The sequence below is a fragment of the Streptomyces aureus genome (assembly GCF_000725495.1).
GTDB classification, from domain to species: Bacteria; Actinomycetota; Actinomycetes; order Streptomycetales; family Streptomycetaceae; genus Streptomyces; species Streptomyces aureus_B.
Map to the genome: position 1 here is coordinate 356,825 of NZ_KL647039.1, position 18,574 is coordinate 375,398.

An 18,574-nucleotide genomic window follows, 5' to 3' on the forward strand; every position below is an offset into this window, starting at 1 on the left:
GGGGCCGCGCCGACAGTCCGAGAGTTGTCCACAGGCTGCGAGGGACCGGCTTCCCTACGTATCGGTGCTCGTCCCGTCTCACTCCGCTGCGCGGCGCGCCCCGGCGGGGTTCAACCCGTTGGCCCCGCTCGCATGGCGGCGTTTCGGAGCCGAGGGCCATGCTGCTCGGGCGGGAGGAGGGGGGCCCGCAGCCGACGGACCCGTGCAGTCCGTACGCCTCTCTCGTTCCGCTAGGAGTCTTCGCATGTCCCAGCGTCCTCTCAGGACCGCCCTCACCCTCATGACGGCCGCCGCGGCGTCGCTCACCCTCTCCGCCGCCCCGGCCACGGCCCGTCCGTCCGATCCGAGAACCGTTCGGGATCTGGTCAGGGCGTACGTGGCCAGCGCCAAGTACCTCGACGAGAAGACCGCTCTCGCCGACGGCTACGTGCCCCACCAGTGCTCCTCGGATCCCGCGGGGCACGGAAGCATGGGCTACCACTACTTCAACGAAGCCCGGTACGGCTCACTCGATCCGGCGAAGCCCTCGGCGCTCCTGTTCGAGGACGGCAAGGACGGGAGGCGCAGGCTCGCCGGGGTCGAGTGGATCGTGCTGGACTCCGACCAGAACCTGAAGACGAGCAAGGACCGGCCGTCGATGTTCGGCGGGCAGAAGTTCGACGGGCCGATGCCGGGCCACTACCCGGGCATGCCGATCCACTACGACCTACACGTCTGGCTGTGGAAGGACAACCCCAACGGGCTGTTCGACCGCTGGAACCCCACGGTGAAGTGTCCGGCGGGCACGACCCACCCCGGCAAGACGGACACGGCCCACACCGGTTCGTCCGGGACCTCCCACACGGGTTCTTCCGGGACCGGCCACACCGGTTCGTCGGGCAAGGCGCCCGCGGGCTCGTCCGGCAAGAAGCCGGCCGGTTCCTCCGGGACCGCCCACACCGGCTCCATGGGCATGGCCCACTCCGGCCACTGAGAACGACTCGGGCCCCGCTCCCTTCGAAGGGAACGGGGCCCAGGCCGTCGCGGGTCCTGATCAGCGCACGAAGACGCCCGCCTGGCTCGCCAGGTTCAGGAAGTACTGCGGCGCCACACCGAGCACCAGCGTGACCGCGACACCCGCCGCGATCGCCGTCATCGTCAGCGGCGACGGCACGGCGACCGTCGGCCCCTCGGGCTTCGGCTCGCTGAAGAACATCAGCACGATCACGCGGATGTAGAAGAACGCGGCGATCGCCGAGGAGATCACACCGACCACGACCAGCGCGCCCGCGCCGCCTTCGGCCGCCGCCTTGAACACGGCGAACTTACCGGCGAATCCCGAGGTGAGCGGGATGCCGGCGAAGGCCAGCAGGAAGACCGCGAACACCGCGGCCACCAGCGGGGACCTGCGTCCGAGACCCGCCCACTTGGACAGGTGCGTGGCCTCTCCGCCCGCGTCGCGTACGAGTGTGACGACGGCGAAGGCGCCGATCGTGACGAAGGAGTACGCGCCGAGGTAGAAGAGGACGGAGGAGACGCCGTCCGGCGAGGTCGCGATGACACCGGCGAGGATGAAGCCGGCGTGCGCGATCGACGAGTAGGCCAGGAGCCGCTTGATGTCGGTCTGGGTGATCGCGACGATCGCGCCGCCCAGCATGGTGACGACCGCGACGGCCCACATGACCGGCCGCCAGTCCCAGCGCAGTCCGGGCAGGACGACGTACAGCAGGCGCAGCAGCGCTCCGAACGCCGCCACCTTCGTCGCGGCCGCCATGAAGCCGGTGACCGGGGTCGGTGCGCCCTGGTAGACGTCGGGCGTCCACATGTGGAAGGGCACCGCGCCGACCTTGAAGAGCAGGCCCATGACGACCAGGGCGGTGCCGATGAGCAGCAGGACGTCGTTGCCCATCGTGCCGGCGAGGGCGGGGTCGACGTTGGTGATCGTGCCGTCGACGACGTGCGCGATGGTCGCGTACGACACGGAACCCGCGTAGCCGTACAGCAGGGCGATGCCGAAGAGGGTGAACGCGGAGGCGAAGGCGCCGAGCAGGAAGTACTTGACGGCGGCCTCCTGCGACATGAGCCGCTTGCGGCGGGCCACGGCGCACAGGAGGTACAGCGGCAGGGAGAAGACCTCCAGGGCGACGAACAGCGTCAGCAGGTCGTTCGCCGAGGGGAAGACCAGCATGCCGCTGATCGCGAAGAGCAGCAGCGGGAACACCTCGGTGGTGGTGAACCCGGCTTTCACGGCGGCCTTCTCGGTGTCGCTGCCGGGCACGGCCGAGGCCTGCGCGGCGAAGGCGTCGACCCGGTTTCCGTGGGCCTGGGGGTCCAGGCGCCGTTCGGCGAAGGTGAAGACGCCGAGGATTCCGGCGAGCAGGATCGTGCCCTGGAGGAACAGGGCGGGTCCGTCGACGGCGATCGCGCCCATGGCAGCGATGTGCGCCTTGGTGGTGCCGTATCCGCTCGCCGCGAGCGCGACGACCGCGGAGAACGCGGCGGCGAGCGCGACGACGGCGACGAACACCTGCGCGTAGTAACGGGACTTGCGCGGCACGAAGGCCTCGATCAGGACCCCGACGACCGCCGCGCCGATGACGATCAGAGTGGGCGACAGCTGCGCGTACTCGATCTTCGGTGCGTCGATCTTGGAGATCGGCTCGGCCGCTGTTGTCCACAGGCTGTGGACGGCTGATGCGCTCACTTGGCCGCCTCCACCTCGGGCTGGGGGTCCTTCTTCTGGACGTCTGACATGGTCTGCTTGACCGCCGGGTTGACGATGTCGGTGATCGGCTTCGGGTAGACGCCCAGGAAGATCAGCAGTGCGATCAGCGGGGCGACCACCAGGAGCTCACGCACCCTGAGGTCGGGCATCTCGGCCACCTCGGCCTTGACCGGGCCGGTCATCGTCCGCTGGTAGAGGACGAGGGTGTAGAGCGCGGCGAGGACGATGCCGAAGGTGGCGATGATGCCGACCACCGGGTAGCGCGTGAACGTGCCGACCAGGACCAGGAATTCGCTCACGAAGGGCGCGAGGCCCGGGAGCGAGAGGGTCGCGAGGCCGCCGATGAGGAAGGTGCCGGCGAGCACCGGGGCGACCTTCTGCACCCCTCCGTAGTCGGCGATCAGGCGCGAGCCGCGGCGCGAGATCAGGAAGCCGGCCACCAGCATGAGGGCGGCGGTCGAGATCCCGTGGTTGACCATGTACAGCGTCGCGCCGGACTGGCCCTGGGTGGTCATCGCGAAGATGCCCAGGATGATGAACCCGAAGTGGGAGATCGACGCGTAGGCGACCAGCCGCTTGATGTCGCGCTGGCCGACCGCGAGCAGCGCCCCGTAGACGATGCTGATCAGCGCCAGGACGAGGATCGCGGGCGTCGCCCACTTGCTGGCCTCCGGGAAGAGCTGGAGGCAGAAGCGGAGCATCGCGAAGGTGCCGACCTTGTCGACGACCGCCGTGATCAGCACGGCGACCGGCGCGGTGGCCTCGCCCATGGCGTTGGGCAGCCAGGTGTGCAGGGGCCACAGCGGCGCCTTCACCGCGAAGGCGAAGAAGAAGCCGAGGAACAGCCACCGCTCGGTGCTGGTCGCCATGTGCAGCGAGCCGTCGGCCCGCGCGTGGACGATCTCCTGGAGGGAGAAGCTTCCGGCCACCACGTAGAGGCCGATCACGGCGGCCAGCATGATCAGGCCGCCGACCAGGTTGTAGAGGAGGAACTTCACCGCGGCGTACGAGCGCTGCGTGGCCGCCGCCTCGTCGCCGTGTTCGTGGGCACGGTCCCCGAAGCCGCCGATGAGGAAGTACATCGGGATCAGCATGGCTTCGAAGAAGATGTAGAAGAGGAAGACGTCGGTGGCCTCGAAGGAGATGATCACCATCGCCTCGACGGCCAGGATCAGGGCGAAGAAGCCCTGGGTCGGGCGCCAGCGCCTGCTTCCGGTCTCGTGCGGGTCGGCGTCGTGCCAGCCGGCCAGGATCACGAACGGCATCAGCAGCGCGGTCAGCGCGACGAGCGCCACCCCGATGCCGTCCACGCCCAGTTGGTAGCGCACCCCGAAGTCCGGGATCCAGGCGTGGGATTCGGTGAGCTGGTAGCGGGCGCCGTCCGGGTCGAACCGCGCGAGGGTGACCGCGGCGAGCGCCAGGGTGCCGAGGGAGACGAGCAGCGCCAGCCATTTGGCGGCGACGCGCCGCGCGGCCGGCACGGCGGCCGTGGCGATCGCCCCGAGGGCCGGGAGCACCGCCGTCGCTGTCAGGAGGGGAAAGGACATCGGTATCAGACCGCCCTCATCAGCAGGGTCGCGGCGACGAGGATCGCCGCACCGCCGAACATCGAGACCGCGTAACTGCGCGCGTAGCCGTTCTGCAGCTTGCGCAGCCGTCCGGAGAGGCCGCCCACGGAGGCCGCCGTGCCGTTGACGACTCCGTCGACCAGGGTGTGGTCGACGTAGACCAGGGAGCGGGTGAGGTGCTCACCGCCGCGCACCAGCACGACGTGGTTGAAGTCGTCCTGGTAGAGGTCGCGCCGGGCGGCGCGGGTGAGCAGGGAGCCGCGCGGGGCGGTGACCGGGACGGAGCTGCGTCCGTACTGGAGGTAGGCGATGCCGGCGCCGACGACCAGGAGCACCATGGTGGCCAGGGTGACGGTGAGCGCGCTGACGGGCGAGTCGCCCTCAGAGTGCCCGGTGACCGGCTCCAGCCAGTGCAGGAAGCGGTCGCCGATGCTGAAGAAGCCACCCGCGAACACCGACCCGAAGGCCAGCACGATCATCGGGATGGTCATCGAGCTGGGCGACTCGTGCGGGTGCGGCTCGTGGCCCTCCGCGTCGGGCTGCCAGCGCTTCTCGCCGAAGAAGGTCATGATCATCACGCGCGTCATGTAGTACGCGGTGATCGCCGCGCCCAGCAGGGCCACGCCGCCGAGGATCCAGCCCTCGGTGCCGCCCTTGGCGAAGGCCGCCTCGATGATCTTGTCCTTGGAGAAGAAGCCGGACAGGCCCGGGAAGCCGATGATCGCGAGGTAGCCGAGACCGAAGGTCACGAAGGTGACCGGCATGTACTTCCTGAGGCCGCCGAACTTCCTCATGTCGACCTCGTCGTTCATGCCGTGCATGACCGAACCGGCGCCGAGGAAGAGCCCGGCCTTGAAGAAGCCGTGCGTCACCAGGTGCATGATGGCGAAGACGTAGCCGATGGGGCCGAGGCCGGCGGCCAGCACCATGTAGCCGATCTGCGACATCGTCGAGCCGGCGAGCGCCTTCTTGATGTCGTCCTTGGCGCAACCGACGATCGCACCGAACAGAAGCGTGACGCCTCCGACGACGGTGACGACGAGCTGTGCGTCGGGCGCCGCGTTGAAGACGGCGGCCGAGCGCACGATCAGGTACACGCCCGCGGTGACCATGGTGGCGGCGTGGATGAGGGCCGAGACCGGGGTCGGGCCCTCCATCGCGTCCCCGAGCCAGGACTGCAGCGGCACCTGGGCCGACTTGCCGCACGCGGCGAGCAGCAGCATCAGCCCGATGGCCGTGAGCTTGCCCTCGGTGGCGTCCCCGGCAATCCCGGGGTGCCCCTCGGTGCCGAGCAGCGGCCCGAAGGCGAAGGTTCCGAAGGTCGTGAACATCAGCATGATGGCGATGGACAGGCCCATGTCGCCGACGCGGTTGACCAGGAACGCCTTCTTCGCGGCGGTGGCCGCGCTGGGCTTGTGCTGCCAGAAGCCGATGAGCAGGTAGGAGGCGAGACCGACGCCTTCCCAGCCGACGTACAGCAGGAGGTAGTTGTCGGCGAGGACGAGCAGCAGCATCGCCGCCAGGAACAGGTTCAGATAGCCGAAGAAACGGCGGCGGCGCTCGTCGTGCTCCATGTACCCGATCGAGTACACATGGATCAGCGAGCCGACGCCGGTGATCAGCAGGACGAACGTCATCGACAGCTGGTCGAGCTGGAAGCCGACGTCCGCGCGGAAGTTGCCGACGGCGATCCAGCTGTACAGATGCTGGGTGAACGTCCGGTCCTCCGGGCTCTTGCCCAGCATGTCGGCGAAGAGCACGACCGCGACCACGAAGGAGGCGGCCGCGAGCACGGTGCCGATCCACTGGCCGACGGCGTCCAGCCGCCGTCCGCCGCACAGCAGGACGGCCGCTCCGAGCAGAGGCGCCGCGATGAGCAGCGCAATCAGGTTCTCCACGATTCAGCGACCCCTTACAGCTTCATCAGGCTGGCGTCGTCGACCGAGGCCGAGTGGCGGGAACGGAACAGCGACACGATGATCGCGAGCCCGACCACGACCTCCGCGGCGGCGACGACCATCGTGAAGAAGGCGATGATCTGGCCGTCGAGGTTGCCGTGCATCCGGGAGAAGACGACGAAGGCGAGGTTGCAGGCGTTGAGCATGAGCTCGATGCACATGAACACCACGATCGCGTTCCGTCGGATCAGGACGCCGGTGGCGCCGATCGTGAACAACAGAGCGGCGAGGTAGAGGTAGTTGACCGGATTCACTTGGACGCCTCCTCCGGCTTCGTGCGCTCCAGGCGCTCCTCGGCACGCTGCTCCAGCGCCTTCAGGTCCCTGAGCGCGTCGGCCGACACGTCACGGATCTGGCCGCGGTCGCGCAGCGTCTTGCTGACGGTGAGCTCGGAGGGGGTGCCGTCGGGCAGCAGGCCCGCGATGTCCACCGCGTTGTGCCGGGCGTAGACGCCCGGCGCCGGCAGTGGCGGGACGTGCTTGCCCTCGCGCACGCGCTGCTCGGACAGCTCGCGCTGGGTCCTGGCCCGCTCGGTGCGCTCGCGGTGCGTGAGCACCATGGCGCCGATGGTGGCCGTGATGAGCAGGGCGCCGGTGATCTCGAAGGCGAAGACGTACTTCGTGAAGATGAGGGCCGCCAGGCCCTCCACGTTGCCGCCCGCGTTCGCCTTGGCCAGGCCGTCGAAGTCCTGGATGGAGGCGTGGCCGATGCCGGCGAACAGCAGGATGCCGAAGCCGAGCCCGCAGAGCAGGGCCAGCCAGCGCTGCCCCTTGATGGTCTCCTTCAGCGAGTCCGCCGCGGTGACACCGACGAGCATGACGACGAAGAGGAACAGCATCATGATCGCGCCGGTGTAGACGACGATCTGGACGATGCCCAGGAAGTAGGCGCCGTTGGCGAGGTAGAACACCGCCAGGACGATCATGGTTCCGGCGAGGCACAGCGCGCTGTGCACGGCCTTGCGCATGAAGACGGTGCACAGGGCGCCGATCACCGCGACGGTGCCGAGGACCCAGAACTGGAAGGCCTCGCCGGTGGAGGTGGAGTACGCGGCCAGGTTGGCGGTCATGCCTCCGCCCCCTCTCCGGCGGGCGTGCCCGACGGGCCCGAGGGGCTCGCCGAGGGGTGCAACTCGCCCTTGGAGACGGCCACCTGGCGCTCGGTGCCGGGCGCCGCCTCGGTCACCAGACCCCGGTAGTAGTCCTGCTCGTCCGTGCCCGGGAAGATCGAGTGCGGTGTGTCGACCATGCCTTCCTGGAGTCCGGCGAGCAGCTGCTCCTTGGTGTAGATGAGGTTGGCGCGGCTGCTGTCCGCGAGCTCGAACTCGTTCGTCATCGTCAGCGCGCGCGTGGGGCACGCCTCGATGCACAGGCCGCACAGGATGCAGCGGGCGTAGTTGATCTGGTAGACGCGGCCGTAGCGCTCGCCCGGGGAGTAGCGCTCCTCCTCGGTGTTGTCCGCGCCCTCCACGTAGATGGCGTCCGCGGGACAGGCCCAGGCGCACAGCTCGCAGCCGACGCACTTCTCCAGGCCGTCCGGATGGCGGTTGAGCTGGTGCCGGCCGTGGAACCGCGGTGCGGTGGTCTTCTGCTGTTCCGGGTACTGCTCGGTCAGCCGCTTCTTGAACATGGCCTTGAAGGTCACGCCGAAGCCGGCGACGGGGTTCTGGAAACCGGGTTTGGTCTCCTTCGGCTCCTCAGCCATCGGACCCCTCCTTTCCGTCACGAGATCCGGTGACCGTTCCATCACTCGCAGTATCGGACCCGCCACTGACAATGAGCTCCCGCTCCCGGCGCGGGCGGCGCCGGGGTACCGGCGGCAGCTCCTGGCCGGGCAGCGGGGGCACGGGGAATCCGCCGGCCATCGGGTCGAAGGCGGCGGGCTCGGCGGGCGTCTCCTGGCCCTGCTTGTCGCGGAAGATGTCCGCCACGAACGACAGGAGCAGCAGGACGAGGACGCCTCCGCCGACGTACAGCGCGATGTCCGAGAAGCCGTAGTGCTCGTTGCGCAGGACCCGCACCGTCGCGACGAGCATCAGCCAGACCACGGAGACCGGGATGAGCACCTTCCAGCCGAGCTTCATCAGCTGGTCGTAGCGGACGCGCGGCAGCGTGCCGCGCAGCCAGATGAAGAAGAACAGCAGCAGCTGCACCTTCACCACGAACCAGAGCATCGGCCACCAGCCGTGGTTGGCGCCCTCCCAGAAGCTGCTGATCGGCCACGGTGCCCGCCAGCCGCCGAGGAAGAGCGTCGTGGACACGGCCGAGACGGTCACCATGTTCACGTACTCGGCGAGCATGAACAGCGCGAACTTGATCGACGAGTACTCGGTGTTGAAGCCGCCGACGAGGTCGCCCTCGGACTCCGGCATGTCGAACGGGGCGCGGTTGGTCTCGCCGATCATCGTCACGATGTAGATGAGGAACGAGACCGGGAGAAGGACGATGTACCAGCGGTCCTGCTGCTGCTCGACGATCGTCGAGGTCGACATCGAACCGGAGTAGAGGAACACCGAGGCGAACGCGGCGCCCATGGCGATCTCGTAGGAGATCATCTGGGCGCAGGAGCGCAGTCCGCCCAGCAGCGGATATGTGGATCCGGAGCTCCAGCCGGCGAGCACGATCCCGTAGATGCCCACCGAGGCCACCGCGAGGATGTAGAGCATCGCGATCGGCAGGTCGGTGAGCTGCATCGTGGTGCGCTGGCCGAAGATCGAGACCTCGTTGTCGGCGGGCCCGAAGGGGATCACCGCGATCGCCATGAAGGCCGGGATGGCCGCGACGATCGGCGCGAGGACGTAGACCACCTTGTCCGCGCGCTTGACGATGACGTCTTCCTTGAGCATCAGCTTCACGCCGTCGGCGAGGGACTGGAGCATGCCCCAGGGCCCGTGCCGGTTGGGGCCGATGCGCAGCTGCATCCAGGCGACGACCTTGCGCTCCCACACGATGGAGAAGAGCACGGTCACCATCAGGAAGGCGAAGCAGAACACCGCCTTGACGACGACCAGCCACCAGGGGTCGTGGCCGAACATCGACAGGTCTTCAGCGGCGAGGTACGGCGTCATGCCTCCACCTCCTTGGGGGCCTCGGCGGCGATCGTCGCCGGGCCGATGCGGACGAGTGCGCCGGGCAGCGCCCCGGTGTCGGAGGCGACGCCCCCACCGGTCGAGTTCAGCGGGAGCCAGACCACACGGTCGGGCATCTCGGTGATCTGGAGCGGGAGTTCGACCGTTCCGGCGGGACCGGTCACGGCGAGGACGTCGCCGTTCTTGACCCCGGCCTCGGCGGCGGTGGCGGCCGAGACACGCGCGCGTGCCGCGTGCCGGGTCCCGGCGAGCGCGGTGTCGCCCTCCTGGAGCCGCCCCTGGTCGAGCAGCAGGCGGTGTCCGGCCAGTACGGCCTCGCCGGCGTCCGGGCGGGGCATCTGCACGCCGGTCTCGCGGGGTGCGTCGGCCCGCGGGCCGTCCCAGGCGCCGAGGCGGTCGAGTTCCCCGCGTGTGGTGCGCAGGTCCGGCAGCCCCAGGTGCACGTCCATGGCGTCGGCGAGCATCTGCAGGACGCGCGCGTCGGCGGGTGCAAGGCGCCGGGTCATCTGGTCGGGCTTGAGGGCGGCCTCGAAGGAGCGGACGCGGCCTTCCCAGTTGAGGAAGCTTCCGGCCTTCTCGGCGACCGCGGCGACCGGCAGGACGACGTCCGCGTACTCGGTGACCTCGCTGGGCCGCAGTTCGAGCGACACCAGGAAGCCGACTTCCGACAGGGCCTCACGCGCGCGTGCCGGGTCGGGGAGGTCGGCGACCTCCACGCCCGCGACGACGAGCGCCCGCAGTTCGCCGCCGGCGGCGGCCTCCACGATCTGGCCGGTGTCGCGGCCGTAGCGGTGCGGGAGTTCGGAGACGCCCCAGGCGGCCGCGACCTCCTCGCGTGCGCGCGGGTCGGTGGCCGGACGTCCGCCCGGCAGCAGCGAGGGAAGCGCGCCGGCCTCGATCGCGCCGCGGTCCCCGGCGCGGCGCGGGATCCACACCAGCCGGGCGCCGATGGCGGTGGCGGTCCGCACGGCGGCGGTCAGGGCGCCGGCCACGGCGGCCAGCCGCTCGCCGACGACGATGACGGAGCCCTCGGTGCGCAGCGCCTCGCCGGCCCTGACCCCGTCCTCGTCCAGGCCGACGCCGCTGGCGAGCGCGTCCAGCCACTCGGTCTCGGTACCGGGCGCGGCCGGCAACAGCGTGCCGCCCGCCTTCTCCAGGCCGCGGGTGGAGTGCGTGGCGAGCGAGAAGGTCTTCTGGCCGTGCCCGCGCCAGGCCTTGCGCAGCCGCAGGAAGACGCCAGGGGCCTCCTCCTCCGACTCCAGGCCCACCAGCAGGACGGCCGGCGCCTTCTCCAGGGAGGTGTACGTGACACCGGTGCCGTCGAGGTCCCGGCCGTGCCCGGCGACCCGGGCGGCCAGGAAGTCGGCCTCCTCGGAGCTGTGCACGCGCGCGCGGAAGTCGATGTCGTTCGTGTCGAGGGCCACGCGCGCGAACTTGCTGTACGCGTAGGCGTCCTCGATCGTGAGCCGGCCGCCGGTGAGGACGCCGGCGCGGCCACGGGCCGCCGTCAGTCCCTGCGCGGCCGCCTCGAGGGCCTCCGGCCAGGAGGCGGGTTCGAGGACACCGTCGGCGTTGCGCACCAGGGGGGTGTCGAGGCGGTCGCGCTGCTGCGCGTACCGGAACCCGAACCGGCCCTTGTCGCAGACCCACTCCTCGTTGACCTCGGGGTCCGGTGCCGCGAGCCGTCGCATCACCTTGCCGCGCCGGTGGTCGGTGCGGGTCGCGCAGCCGCCGGAGCAGTGCTCGCACACGGAGTGCGAGGAGATGAGGTCGAAGGGCCGCGAGCGGAAGCGGTAGGCCGCCGACGTGAGCGCGCCCACGGGGCAGATCTGGATCGTGTTGCCGGAGAAGTACGACTCGAAGGGGTCGCCGTCACCGGTGCCGACCTGCTGGAGCGCGCCCCGCTCGACCAGTTCGATCATGGGGTCGCCCGCGATCTGGTTGGAGAAGCGGGTGCAGCGGGCGCACAGGACGCACCGCTCGCGGTCGAGCAGGACCTGCGTGGAGATCGGGACCGGCTTCTCGTACGTCCGCTTCCTGCCCTCGAAGCGGGACTCGGCGTTGCCGTGGGACATCGCCTGGTTCTGCAGGGGGCACTCACCGCCCTTGTCGCAGACCGGGCAGTCCAGCGGGTGGTTGATGAGCAGCAGCTCCATCACACCGTGCTGGGCCTTCTCGGCGACCTGGGAGGTGAGTTGAGTCTTGACGACCATCCCGTCCGTACAGGTGATCGTGCAGGACGCCATGGGCTTGCGCTGGCCCTCGACCTCGACGATGCACTGGCGGCAGGCGCCGGCCGGGTCGAGGAGCGGGTGGTCGCAGAACCGGGGGATCTCGATGCCGAGCTGTTCGGCGGCCCGGATGACCAGGGTGCCCTTGGGCACGCTCATCTCGATGCCGTCGATCGTCAGCGAGACGAGATCCTCCGGCGGGACCGGTGCTTCCCCGCCTCCGGAGGGAGCGCTGGTGGTCACTGTCATGCGTTCACCTCCGTGTGCTTGTCCGCCCAGGCGGTGGACCTGGCGGGGTCGAAGGGGCAGCCGCGGCCCGTGATGTGCTGCTCGTACTCCTCGCGGAAGTACTTGAGCGAGGAGAAGATCGGCGAGGCGGCGCCGTCGCCGAGGGCGCAGAAGGACTTGCCGTTGATGTTGTCGGCGATGTCGTTCAGCTTGTCGAGGTCGGACATGACGCCCTTGCCGGCCTCGATGTCGCGCAGCAACTGCACGAGCCAGTAGGTGCCTTCGCGGCAGGGCGTGCACTTGCCGCAGGACTCGTGGGCGTAGAACTCGGTCCAGCGGGTGACGGCGCGGACGACGCAGGTCGTCTCGTCGAAGCACTGGAGTGCTTTGGTGCCGAGCATGGAACCCGCGGCGCCCACTCCTTCGTAGTCAAGAGGGACGTCGAGGTGCTCGTCGGTGAACATCGGGGTCGAGGAGCCGCCCGGCGTCCAGAACTTCAGCCGGTGGCCGGGGCGCATCCCGCCGCTCATGTCGAGGAGTTGACGCAGGGTGATGCCGAGGGGCGCCTCGTACTGGCCGGGGCTGGCGACATGGCCGCTGAGCGAGTACAGCGTGAAGCCCGGGGACTTCTCGCTGCCCATCGACCTGAACCATTCCTTGCCCTTTTGCAGAATTGCGGGAACTGACGCGATGGACTCGACGTTATTCACAACAGTCGGACACGCATAGAGGCCAGCGACAGCAGGGAAAGGGGGACGGAGCCGCGGTTGACCACGGCGGCCTTCGAGCGAGTCGAGCAGCGCGGTCTCCTCACCGCAGATGTACGCGCCCGCGCCCGCGTGCACGGTGAGCTGGAGGTCGAGCCCGCTGCCCAGGATGTTCTCGCCGAGGTAGCCGGCGGCGTAGGCCTCGCGTACGGCCTCGTGCAACCGCCGCAGTACGGGGACGACTTCACCACGGAGATAGATGAAGGCATGCGAAGACCGAATGGCGTAGCACGCGATCACAATGCCCTCGATGAGGCTGTGCGGGTTCGCGAAGAGGAGCGGGATGTCTTTACAGGTTCCCGGCTCGGATTCGTCGGCGTTGACAACTAGATAGTGAGGTTTGCCGTCTCCCTGGGGAATGAACTGCCATTTCATTCCGGTCGGGAAGCCGGCACCGCCGCGGCCGCGCAGTCCGGAGTCCTTGACGTAGGCGATCAGGTCGTCCGGCGACATGGCGAGTGCCTTGCGCAGGCCCTCGTACCCCTCGTGCCTCCGGTAGACGTCCAGCGACCAGGACCTGTCCTCGTCCCAGAAGGCCGACAGCACGGGTGCGAGCAGCTTTTCGGGACTCGTCTCGTTGATCTCGGCTGCCAAGGTCATCACTCCCCCTCCTCTGCCACGGGACCCGCCGGGTGGGACGGGTCGGAGGCCGACGTGTCCTGCGGCGCGTCGTGCGAGCTGGGGTGCTCGGCGGGCCGCTGGTTCTGAGGTGCTCCTCCGCCCCGCGGATGCACCACGCGCGCGGGGGCGCTCTCCCCCTTGGCCAGACGCAGGCCCACCAGGGACGCGGGGCCCGCGCTGCCGCCGGCCTCCACCGCGCCTTCGCGCTCGTCGGGGAAGCCCGCCAGGATCCGGGCGGTCTCCTTGAACGTGCACAGCCGGGCGCCGCGGGTCGGGTCGACGTCGGCGCCCGCGCGCAGGTCGTCGACGAGCCGCTTGGCCGAGTCCACGGTCTGGTTGTCGAAGAACTCCCAGTTGACCATCACGACCGGGGCGAAGTCGCAGGCCGCGTTGCACTCGATGTGCTCCAGGGTGACCTTGCCGTCACCGGTGGTCTCCCCGTTGCCGACGCCGAGGTGGTCCTGGAGGGCCTCGAAGATGGCGTCGCCGCCCATCACGGCACACAGGGTGTTGGTGCAGACACCCACCTGGTAGTCACCGCTCGGCCTGCGCCGGTACATCGAGTAGAAGGTCGCGACCGCGGCGACCTCGGCTGTGGTCAGGCCCAGTACCTCCGCGCAGAACCGCTGTCCCGTGCGCGTGACGTGGCCCTCCTGCGACTGCACGAGGTGCAGCAACGGAAGGAGCGCCGAGCGGGAGTCGGGGTAGCGGGCGATGATCTCGCGCGCGTCCTCCTCGAGCCGGGCCCGGACGTCGGCCGGGTAGTCGGGCGCGGGCAGTTGGGGCATGCCCAGGCTGACGCCCTCGGGGGTGGTGGTCACCGGTCGACGCCTCCCATCACGGGGTCGATGGACGCGACGGCGACGATGACGTCGGCGACCTGGCCGCCCTCGCACATCGCCGCCATGGCCTGCAGGTTGGTGAAGGACGGGTCGCGGAAGTGGACCCGGTAGGGGCGGGTGCCTCCGTCGGAGACGACGTGCACCCCGAGTTCGCCCTTGGGCGACTCGACGGCCACGTAGGCCTGCCCCGGCGGGACGCGGAAGCCCTCGGTCACCAGCTTGAAGTGGTGGATCAGGGCCTCCATGGAGGTGCCCATGATCTTCTTGATGTGGTCGAGGGAGTTGCCGAGACCGTCGGGGCCGAGCGCGAGCTGGGCGGGCCAGGCGATCTTCTTGTCGGCGACCATGACCGGGCCGGGCTGGAGCCGGTCCAGGCACTGCTCGATGATCCGCAGCGACTGGCGCATCTCCTCCAGGCGGATCAGGAAGCGCCCGTAGGAGTCGCAGGTGTCGGCGGTCGGGACCTCGAAGTCGTAGGTCTCGTATCCGCAGTACGGCTGGGACTTGCGCAGGTCGTGCGGCAGGCCGGCCGAGCGCAGGATCGGGCCGGTGGCGCCGAGGGCCATGCAGCCGGCCAGGTCGAGGTAGCCGACGTCCTGCATGCGGGCCTTGAAGATGGGGTTCCCGGTGGCGAGCTTGTCGTACTCGGGAAGGTTCTTCGTCATCTTCTTCACGAACTCGCGGATCTGGTCCACCGCGCCCGGGGGCAGGTCCTGGGCGAGTCCGCCGGGGCGGACGAACGCGTGGTTCATGCGCAGGCCGGTGATCAGCTCGTAGATGTCGAGGATGAGCTCGCGGTCACGGAAGCCGTAGATCATGATCGTGGTGGCGCCCAGCTCCATGCCTCCGGTGGCGATGCACACCAGATGGGAGGAGAGTCGGTTCAGCTCCATCAGGAGCACCCGGATGATCGAGGCGCGGTCGGGGATCTGGTCGGTGATCCCGAGGAGCTTCTCGACGCCGAGACAGTAGGCCGTCTCGTTGAAGAACGGCGTCAGGTAGTCCATGCGCGTCACGAACGTGGTGCCCTGGGTCCACGTGCGGAACTCGAGGTTCTTCTCGATGCCCGTGTGGAGGTAGCCGATGCCGCAGCGGGCCTCGGTGACGGTCTCGCCGTCGATCTCCAGGATGAGCCGGAGCACGCCGTGGGTGGACGGGTGCTGCGGGCCCATGTTGACGATGATGCGTTCGTCGTCGGACTTGGCCGCGGACTGGGCGATCTCGTCCCAGTCGCCGCCGGTGACCGTATATACGGTGCCCTCGGTCGTCTCGCGGGGCGAGGCGTCCGATGCCCCGGGAGGGGTCTGCGTGCTCATGAGTACGACCTCCGCTGGTCCGGAGCCGGGATCTGGGCGCCCTTGTACTCGACGGGGATGCCGCCGAGGGGATAGTCCTTGCGCTGCGGGAAGCCCTGCCAGTCGTCCGGCATCATGATCCGCGTCAGGGCGGGGTGGCCGTCGAAGATCAGGCCGAAGAAGTCGTACGCCTCGCGCTCGTGCCAGTCGTTCGTCGGATAGACGGTGACGAGCGACGGGACGTGCGGGTCCGCGTCCGGGGCGCTGACCTCCAGCCGGATGAGCCGGTTGTGGGTGATCGAGCGCAGGTGGTAGACGGCGTGCAGCTCGCGGCCCTTGTCGTGCGGGAGGTGGACGCCGGAGACGCCCGTGCACAGCTCGAACCGGAGGGCCGGGTCGTCGCGCAGGGTCCGGGCGACGGGGAGCAGGTACTCGCGTTCGACGTGGAACGTGATCTCGTCGCGGTCGACGACCGTCTTGTCGATGACGTTCTCGGGGACGAGTCCCTGTTCCTCCAGGGCGCCCTCCAGCTCGTCGGCCACCTCGTCGAACCAGCCGCCGTAGGGGCGGGTGGCCGCGCCGGGCAGCCGGATCGAGCGGACCAGGCCGCCGTAGCCGGTGGTGTCGCCGCCGTTGTTGGCGCCGAACATGCCGCGCTGGACGCGGATCTCCTCGCCCTTGTCGCCTCGCTGGCCGGGAAGGTTGGAGGCGCTCAGGTCCTTCTCGGGGTTGACCCCGTTGCCGTTCGCGTCGCTCACCGCAGCAGGCCCTTCATCTCGATGGTGGGAAGCGCCTTGAGCGCCGCTTCCTCCGCCTCGCGGGCCGCTTCCTCGGCGTTCACGCCGAGCTTCGAGCTCTGGATCTTCTGGTGGAGCTTGAGAATCGCGTCCATCAGCATCTCGGGCCGCGGCGGACATCCGGGCAAATAGATGTCGACCGGGACGATGTGGTCGACTCCCTGCACAATGGCGTAGTTGTTGAACATTCCGCCCGATGACGCACAAACACCCATGGAAATGACCCACTTGGGGTTGGGCATCTGGTCGTAGACCTGCCGCAGCACCGGCGCCATCTTCTGGCTCACCCGGCCGGCCACGATCATCAGGTCGGCCTGGCGGGGCGACCCGCGGAAGACCTCCATACCGAAGCGCGCCAGGTCGTAACGCCCGGCGCCGGTCGTCATCATCTCGATGGCACAGCAGGCGAGTCCGAATGTCGCGGGGAAGACGGACGCCTTGCGCACCCAGCCCGCGGCCTGCTCGACGGTCGTCAGCAGGAATCCGCTCGGCAGCTTTTCTTCGAGTCCCATGAGTTAAAGGCCCCTCAGTCCCATTCCAGGCCGCCGCGCCGCCATACGTACGCGTAGGCGACGAAGACGGTGAGCACGAAGAGCAGCATCTCCACGAGCCCGAAAACACCCAGGGCGTCGAACGTGACGGCCCAGGGGTAGAGGAAGACGATCTCGATGTCGAAGACGATGAAGAGCATCGCCGTCAGGTAGTACTTGATGGGAAAACGCCCGCCGCCGACCGGCGTGGGGGTCGGCTCGATGCCACACTCGTAGGCGTCGAGTTTGGCGCGGTTGTACCGCTTCGGACCGATCAGCGTGGCCATGACCACGGAGAAGATCGCAAAGCCTGCCCCGAGGGCTCCCAGTACGAGGATCGGCGCATACGCGTTCACGCTCCTCGCTCCTCTCAGTCGGCACTGACTGGTGGCGGTTCGACGAGCCCGCTCCCCGCCCCGTCCGTACCGCCAACCCCGCCCGTCCCGGCGAAGATCGCGGACATGTGAAGCAGGTCACAAGCCCAACTGCCTCGCATCTTATGCCCGGCGGTCTGTGATCTGCGACACGGGGTATTGCCTTAGCTTTGTGATCTCCACCACCTGACGAACGATCATGAAGTCGGATGAGCAGTGATCTTCACACGCGAAGCGTCAGGTCGATCACGAGACGTGACATTTTCGCTCATCGCCGCAGGCCGAGAGGGTCGTCTCCATATCAAGAGACTTCCTCCGCATGCAAATTGGCGCTGGACGCACCCCCTTGATAGAGGAGCGCGTTCACACTTCGGAGGGACGGAGGGGACCGATGTGGACACGTGCACGCGTTCACGAGCTCGGCCGGCCGACGGGCGATCGGCGCTCCCGCGCGGGACGCGACGCCCCGGGTGACCGTTCCGTGACCTGCGCCACATCTACCTATGGGTCAGATAAGCCGGGCTTGGCCATCCGTTTCAACCGGTGGTAGGCGGGGGGCAATTCGGACGTAATACTGAAAGGCCATGATCACGGGCCTGATGGACAGTGTCCGCAATGCCCGTTACGGCGTCAATAAAGAGTGACGGGCGACGAATTCGGCGGCCGATTGAACAACTGTGGCGCACCACACGTTTCTTGAAGGTATGGAGGAGCCCCTGGTACCGCTAGTACCCATGTCCCACACCGCACACATACGAAGCCACCGGAAGCCCCGTCGCAACGCTCCGTCGCTCGCGATGCGCGCCGGAGTTGCCGGTGGCGTCCTCAGCACCCTGGCAGTGGCCGCGGCGGCTGGTTCGGCGAGCGCCGCCGAGCCCGTCACGCAGACCATGGAGCTGCCGACCCTGACGGCCGACCTGGCCACCCAGGTCGCCCAGTCCGCGGACGCCACCCAGCAGACCGCGGCCAACTACGAGCTGCAGGCGGAGCGCGACGCGGCCGCCGCCAAGGCCGCCAAGCAGGCCAAGGCCGACCTCGCGGACGCGAAGAAGAAGGCTGAGGCCAAGAAGAAGGCCGAGGCCGCCCGCAAGGCCGCGGCCGCCGACGCCGTCTCGCGCTCCTCGGCGCGGACCGTCCTGTCGGCGAGCGCCTCCACGTCCACGAACGTCGCGGCCCCGGCCAGCGGCAGCGTGGCGACCGTCATCGCCTTCCTCAAGGCCCAGGTCGGCGACGCGTACGTCATGGGCGGCACCGGACCCAACGCGTGGGACTGCTCCGGTCTGGTGCAGGCGGCGTTCAAGCAGGTCGGCGTCGACCTGCCGCGCGTCTCTCAGGACCAGTCGGTGTCCGGTACGCCGGTTTCCCTGTCCAATGTCCAGGTCGGCGACATTCTGTACTGGGGTTCGGCCGGTTCGGCCTACCACGTCGGCGTGTACATCGGTAACGGCCAGTACCTCGACGCGGCGAACCCCTCCAAGGGCGTCGTGATCCAGGACCTCTCGGGCTACCCGGCCACGGGCGCGGTGCGCGTGCTCTGAGCCGCCGGTGACTCCCGAAGGACCGCTTCCTGT

16 protein-coding genes are annotated in these 18,574 nt (G+C 68.9%); 2 read left to right on the forward strand and 14 right to left on the reverse strand.

Annotated features, from left to right (window positions below; genetic code table 11):
• Positions 1–244: 244 nt before the first annotated feature.
• A complete protein-coding gene (locus IO36_RS37875; RefSeq protein WP_063764945.1) occupies positions 245–973 on the forward strand; it encodes a hypothetical protein in 729 nt (242 codons plus the stop codon).
• Positions 974–1,033: 60 nt separating this feature from the next.
• Here IO36_RS37875 and nuoN read toward each other — a convergent pair whose 3' ends face one another.
• From nuoN to IO36_RS37945, 14 genes are read right to left on the reverse strand one after another with little or no spacing between them, the layout of a single operon-like run.
• On the reverse strand, positions 1,034–2,683 hold the full coding sequence (gene nuoN, locus IO36_RS37880) for an NADH-quinone oxidoreductase subunit NuoN (protein ID WP_037627156.1): 1,650 nt from the start codon (positions 2,681–2,683) through the stop codon (positions 1,034–1,036).
• Positions 2,680–4,251, reverse strand: coding sequence for an NADH-quinone oxidoreductase subunit M (locus IO36_RS37885; protein ID WP_037627159.1), 1,572 nt, complete (start codon positions 4,249–4,251; stop codon positions 2,680–2,682). The genes nuoN and IO36_RS37885 overlap by 4 nt, the downstream gene beginning before the upstream one ends.
• Positions 4,252–4,256: 5 nt before the next feature.
• Positions 4,257–6,170 (reverse strand): NADH-quinone oxidoreductase subunit L, encoded by a 1,914-nt coding sequence (nuoL, locus tag IO36_RS37890; RefSeq protein ID WP_037627160.1) that lies wholly within the window; start codon positions 6,168–6,170, stop codon positions 4,257–4,259.
• 14 nt (positions 6,171–6,184) lie between these two features.
• Positions 6,185–6,484: an NADH-quinone oxidoreductase subunit NuoK gene (gene nuoK / locus IO36_RS37895; protein ID WP_009190046.1), complete on the reverse strand. Its 300-nt coding sequence runs from the start codon at positions 6,482–6,484 to the stop codon at positions 6,185–6,187.
• Entirely contained in the window at positions 6,481–7,299 is an 819-nt protein-coding gene (locus tag IO36_RS37900) for an NADH-quinone oxidoreductase subunit J (RefSeq protein ID WP_037627162.1), read from the reverse strand. Before IO36_RS37900 ends, nuoK begins: the two co-directional genes overlap by 4 nt.
• Positions 7,296–7,934: an NADH-quinone oxidoreductase subunit NuoI gene (gene nuoI, locus IO36_RS37905; RefSeq protein ID WP_051901239.1), complete on the reverse strand. Its 639-nt coding sequence runs from the start codon at positions 7,932–7,934 to the stop codon at positions 7,296–7,298. The genes IO36_RS37900 and nuoI overlap by 4 nt, the downstream gene beginning before the upstream one ends.
• Positions 7,927–9,297 (reverse strand): NADH-quinone oxidoreductase subunit NuoH, encoded by a 1,371-nt coding sequence (nuoH, locus tag IO36_RS37910; RefSeq protein ID WP_037627164.1) that lies wholly within the window; start codon positions 9,295–9,297, stop codon positions 7,927–7,929. The genes nuoI and nuoH overlap by 8 nt, the downstream gene beginning before the upstream one ends.
• Entirely contained in the window at positions 9,294–11,798 is a 2,505-nt protein-coding gene (locus IO36_RS37915) for an NADH-quinone oxidoreductase subunit G (protein ID WP_037627166.1), read from the reverse strand. Before IO36_RS37915 ends, nuoH begins: the two co-directional genes overlap by 4 nt.
• Positions 11,795–13,147, reverse strand: coding sequence for an NADH-quinone oxidoreductase subunit NuoF (nuoF, locus tag IO36_RS37920; protein WP_209441327.1), 1,353 nt, complete (start codon positions 13,145–13,147; stop codon positions 11,795–11,797). The genes IO36_RS37915 and nuoF overlap by 4 nt, the downstream gene beginning before the upstream one ends.
• Complete coding sequence (gene nuoE / locus IO36_RS37925) at positions 13,144–13,953, reverse strand: NADH-quinone oxidoreductase subunit NuoE (protein WP_051901268.1); 810 nt, start codon at positions 13,951–13,953, stop codon at positions 13,144–13,146. Before nuoE ends, nuoF begins: the two co-directional genes overlap by 4 nt.
• Positions 13,954–13,982: 29 nt before the next feature.
• The gene (locus tag IO36_RS37930) at positions 13,983–15,323 is read right to left on the reverse strand and encodes an NADH-quinone oxidoreductase subunit D (protein WP_037627171.1); all 1,341 of its coding nucleotides are present in this window, start codon (positions 15,321–15,323) and stop codon (positions 13,983–13,985) included.
• On the reverse strand, positions 15,320–16,060 hold the full coding sequence (locus IO36_RS37935) for an NADH-quinone oxidoreductase subunit C (protein WP_037627173.1): 741 nt from the start codon (positions 16,058–16,060) through the stop codon (positions 15,320–15,322). Before IO36_RS37935 ends, IO36_RS37930 begins: the two co-directional genes overlap by 4 nt.
• Complete coding sequence (locus IO36_RS37940) at positions 16,057–16,611, reverse strand: NuoB/complex I 20 kDa subunit family protein (protein ID WP_007383964.1); 555 nt, start codon at positions 16,609–16,611, stop codon at positions 16,057–16,059. Before IO36_RS37940 ends, IO36_RS37935 begins: the two co-directional genes overlap by 4 nt.
• A gap of 14 nt (positions 16,612–16,625) precedes the next feature.
• Positions 16,626–16,985, reverse strand: coding sequence for an NADH-quinone oxidoreductase subunit A (locus IO36_RS37945; protein ID WP_037627175.1), 360 nt, complete (start codon positions 16,983–16,985; stop codon positions 16,626–16,628).
• A 722-nt stretch (positions 16,986–17,707) separates the two neighbouring features.
• Between IO36_RS37945 and IO36_RS37950 the strand changes: the two genes are divergently transcribed.
• Positions 17,708–18,541 carry a C40 family peptidase gene (locus IO36_RS37950; protein ID WP_037627177.1) on the forward strand — a complete coding sequence of 278 codons (834 nt, stop codon included), beginning with the start codon at positions 17,708–17,710 and terminating at the stop codon, positions 18,539–18,541.
• Positions 18,542–18,574 lie beyond the last annotated feature (33 nt).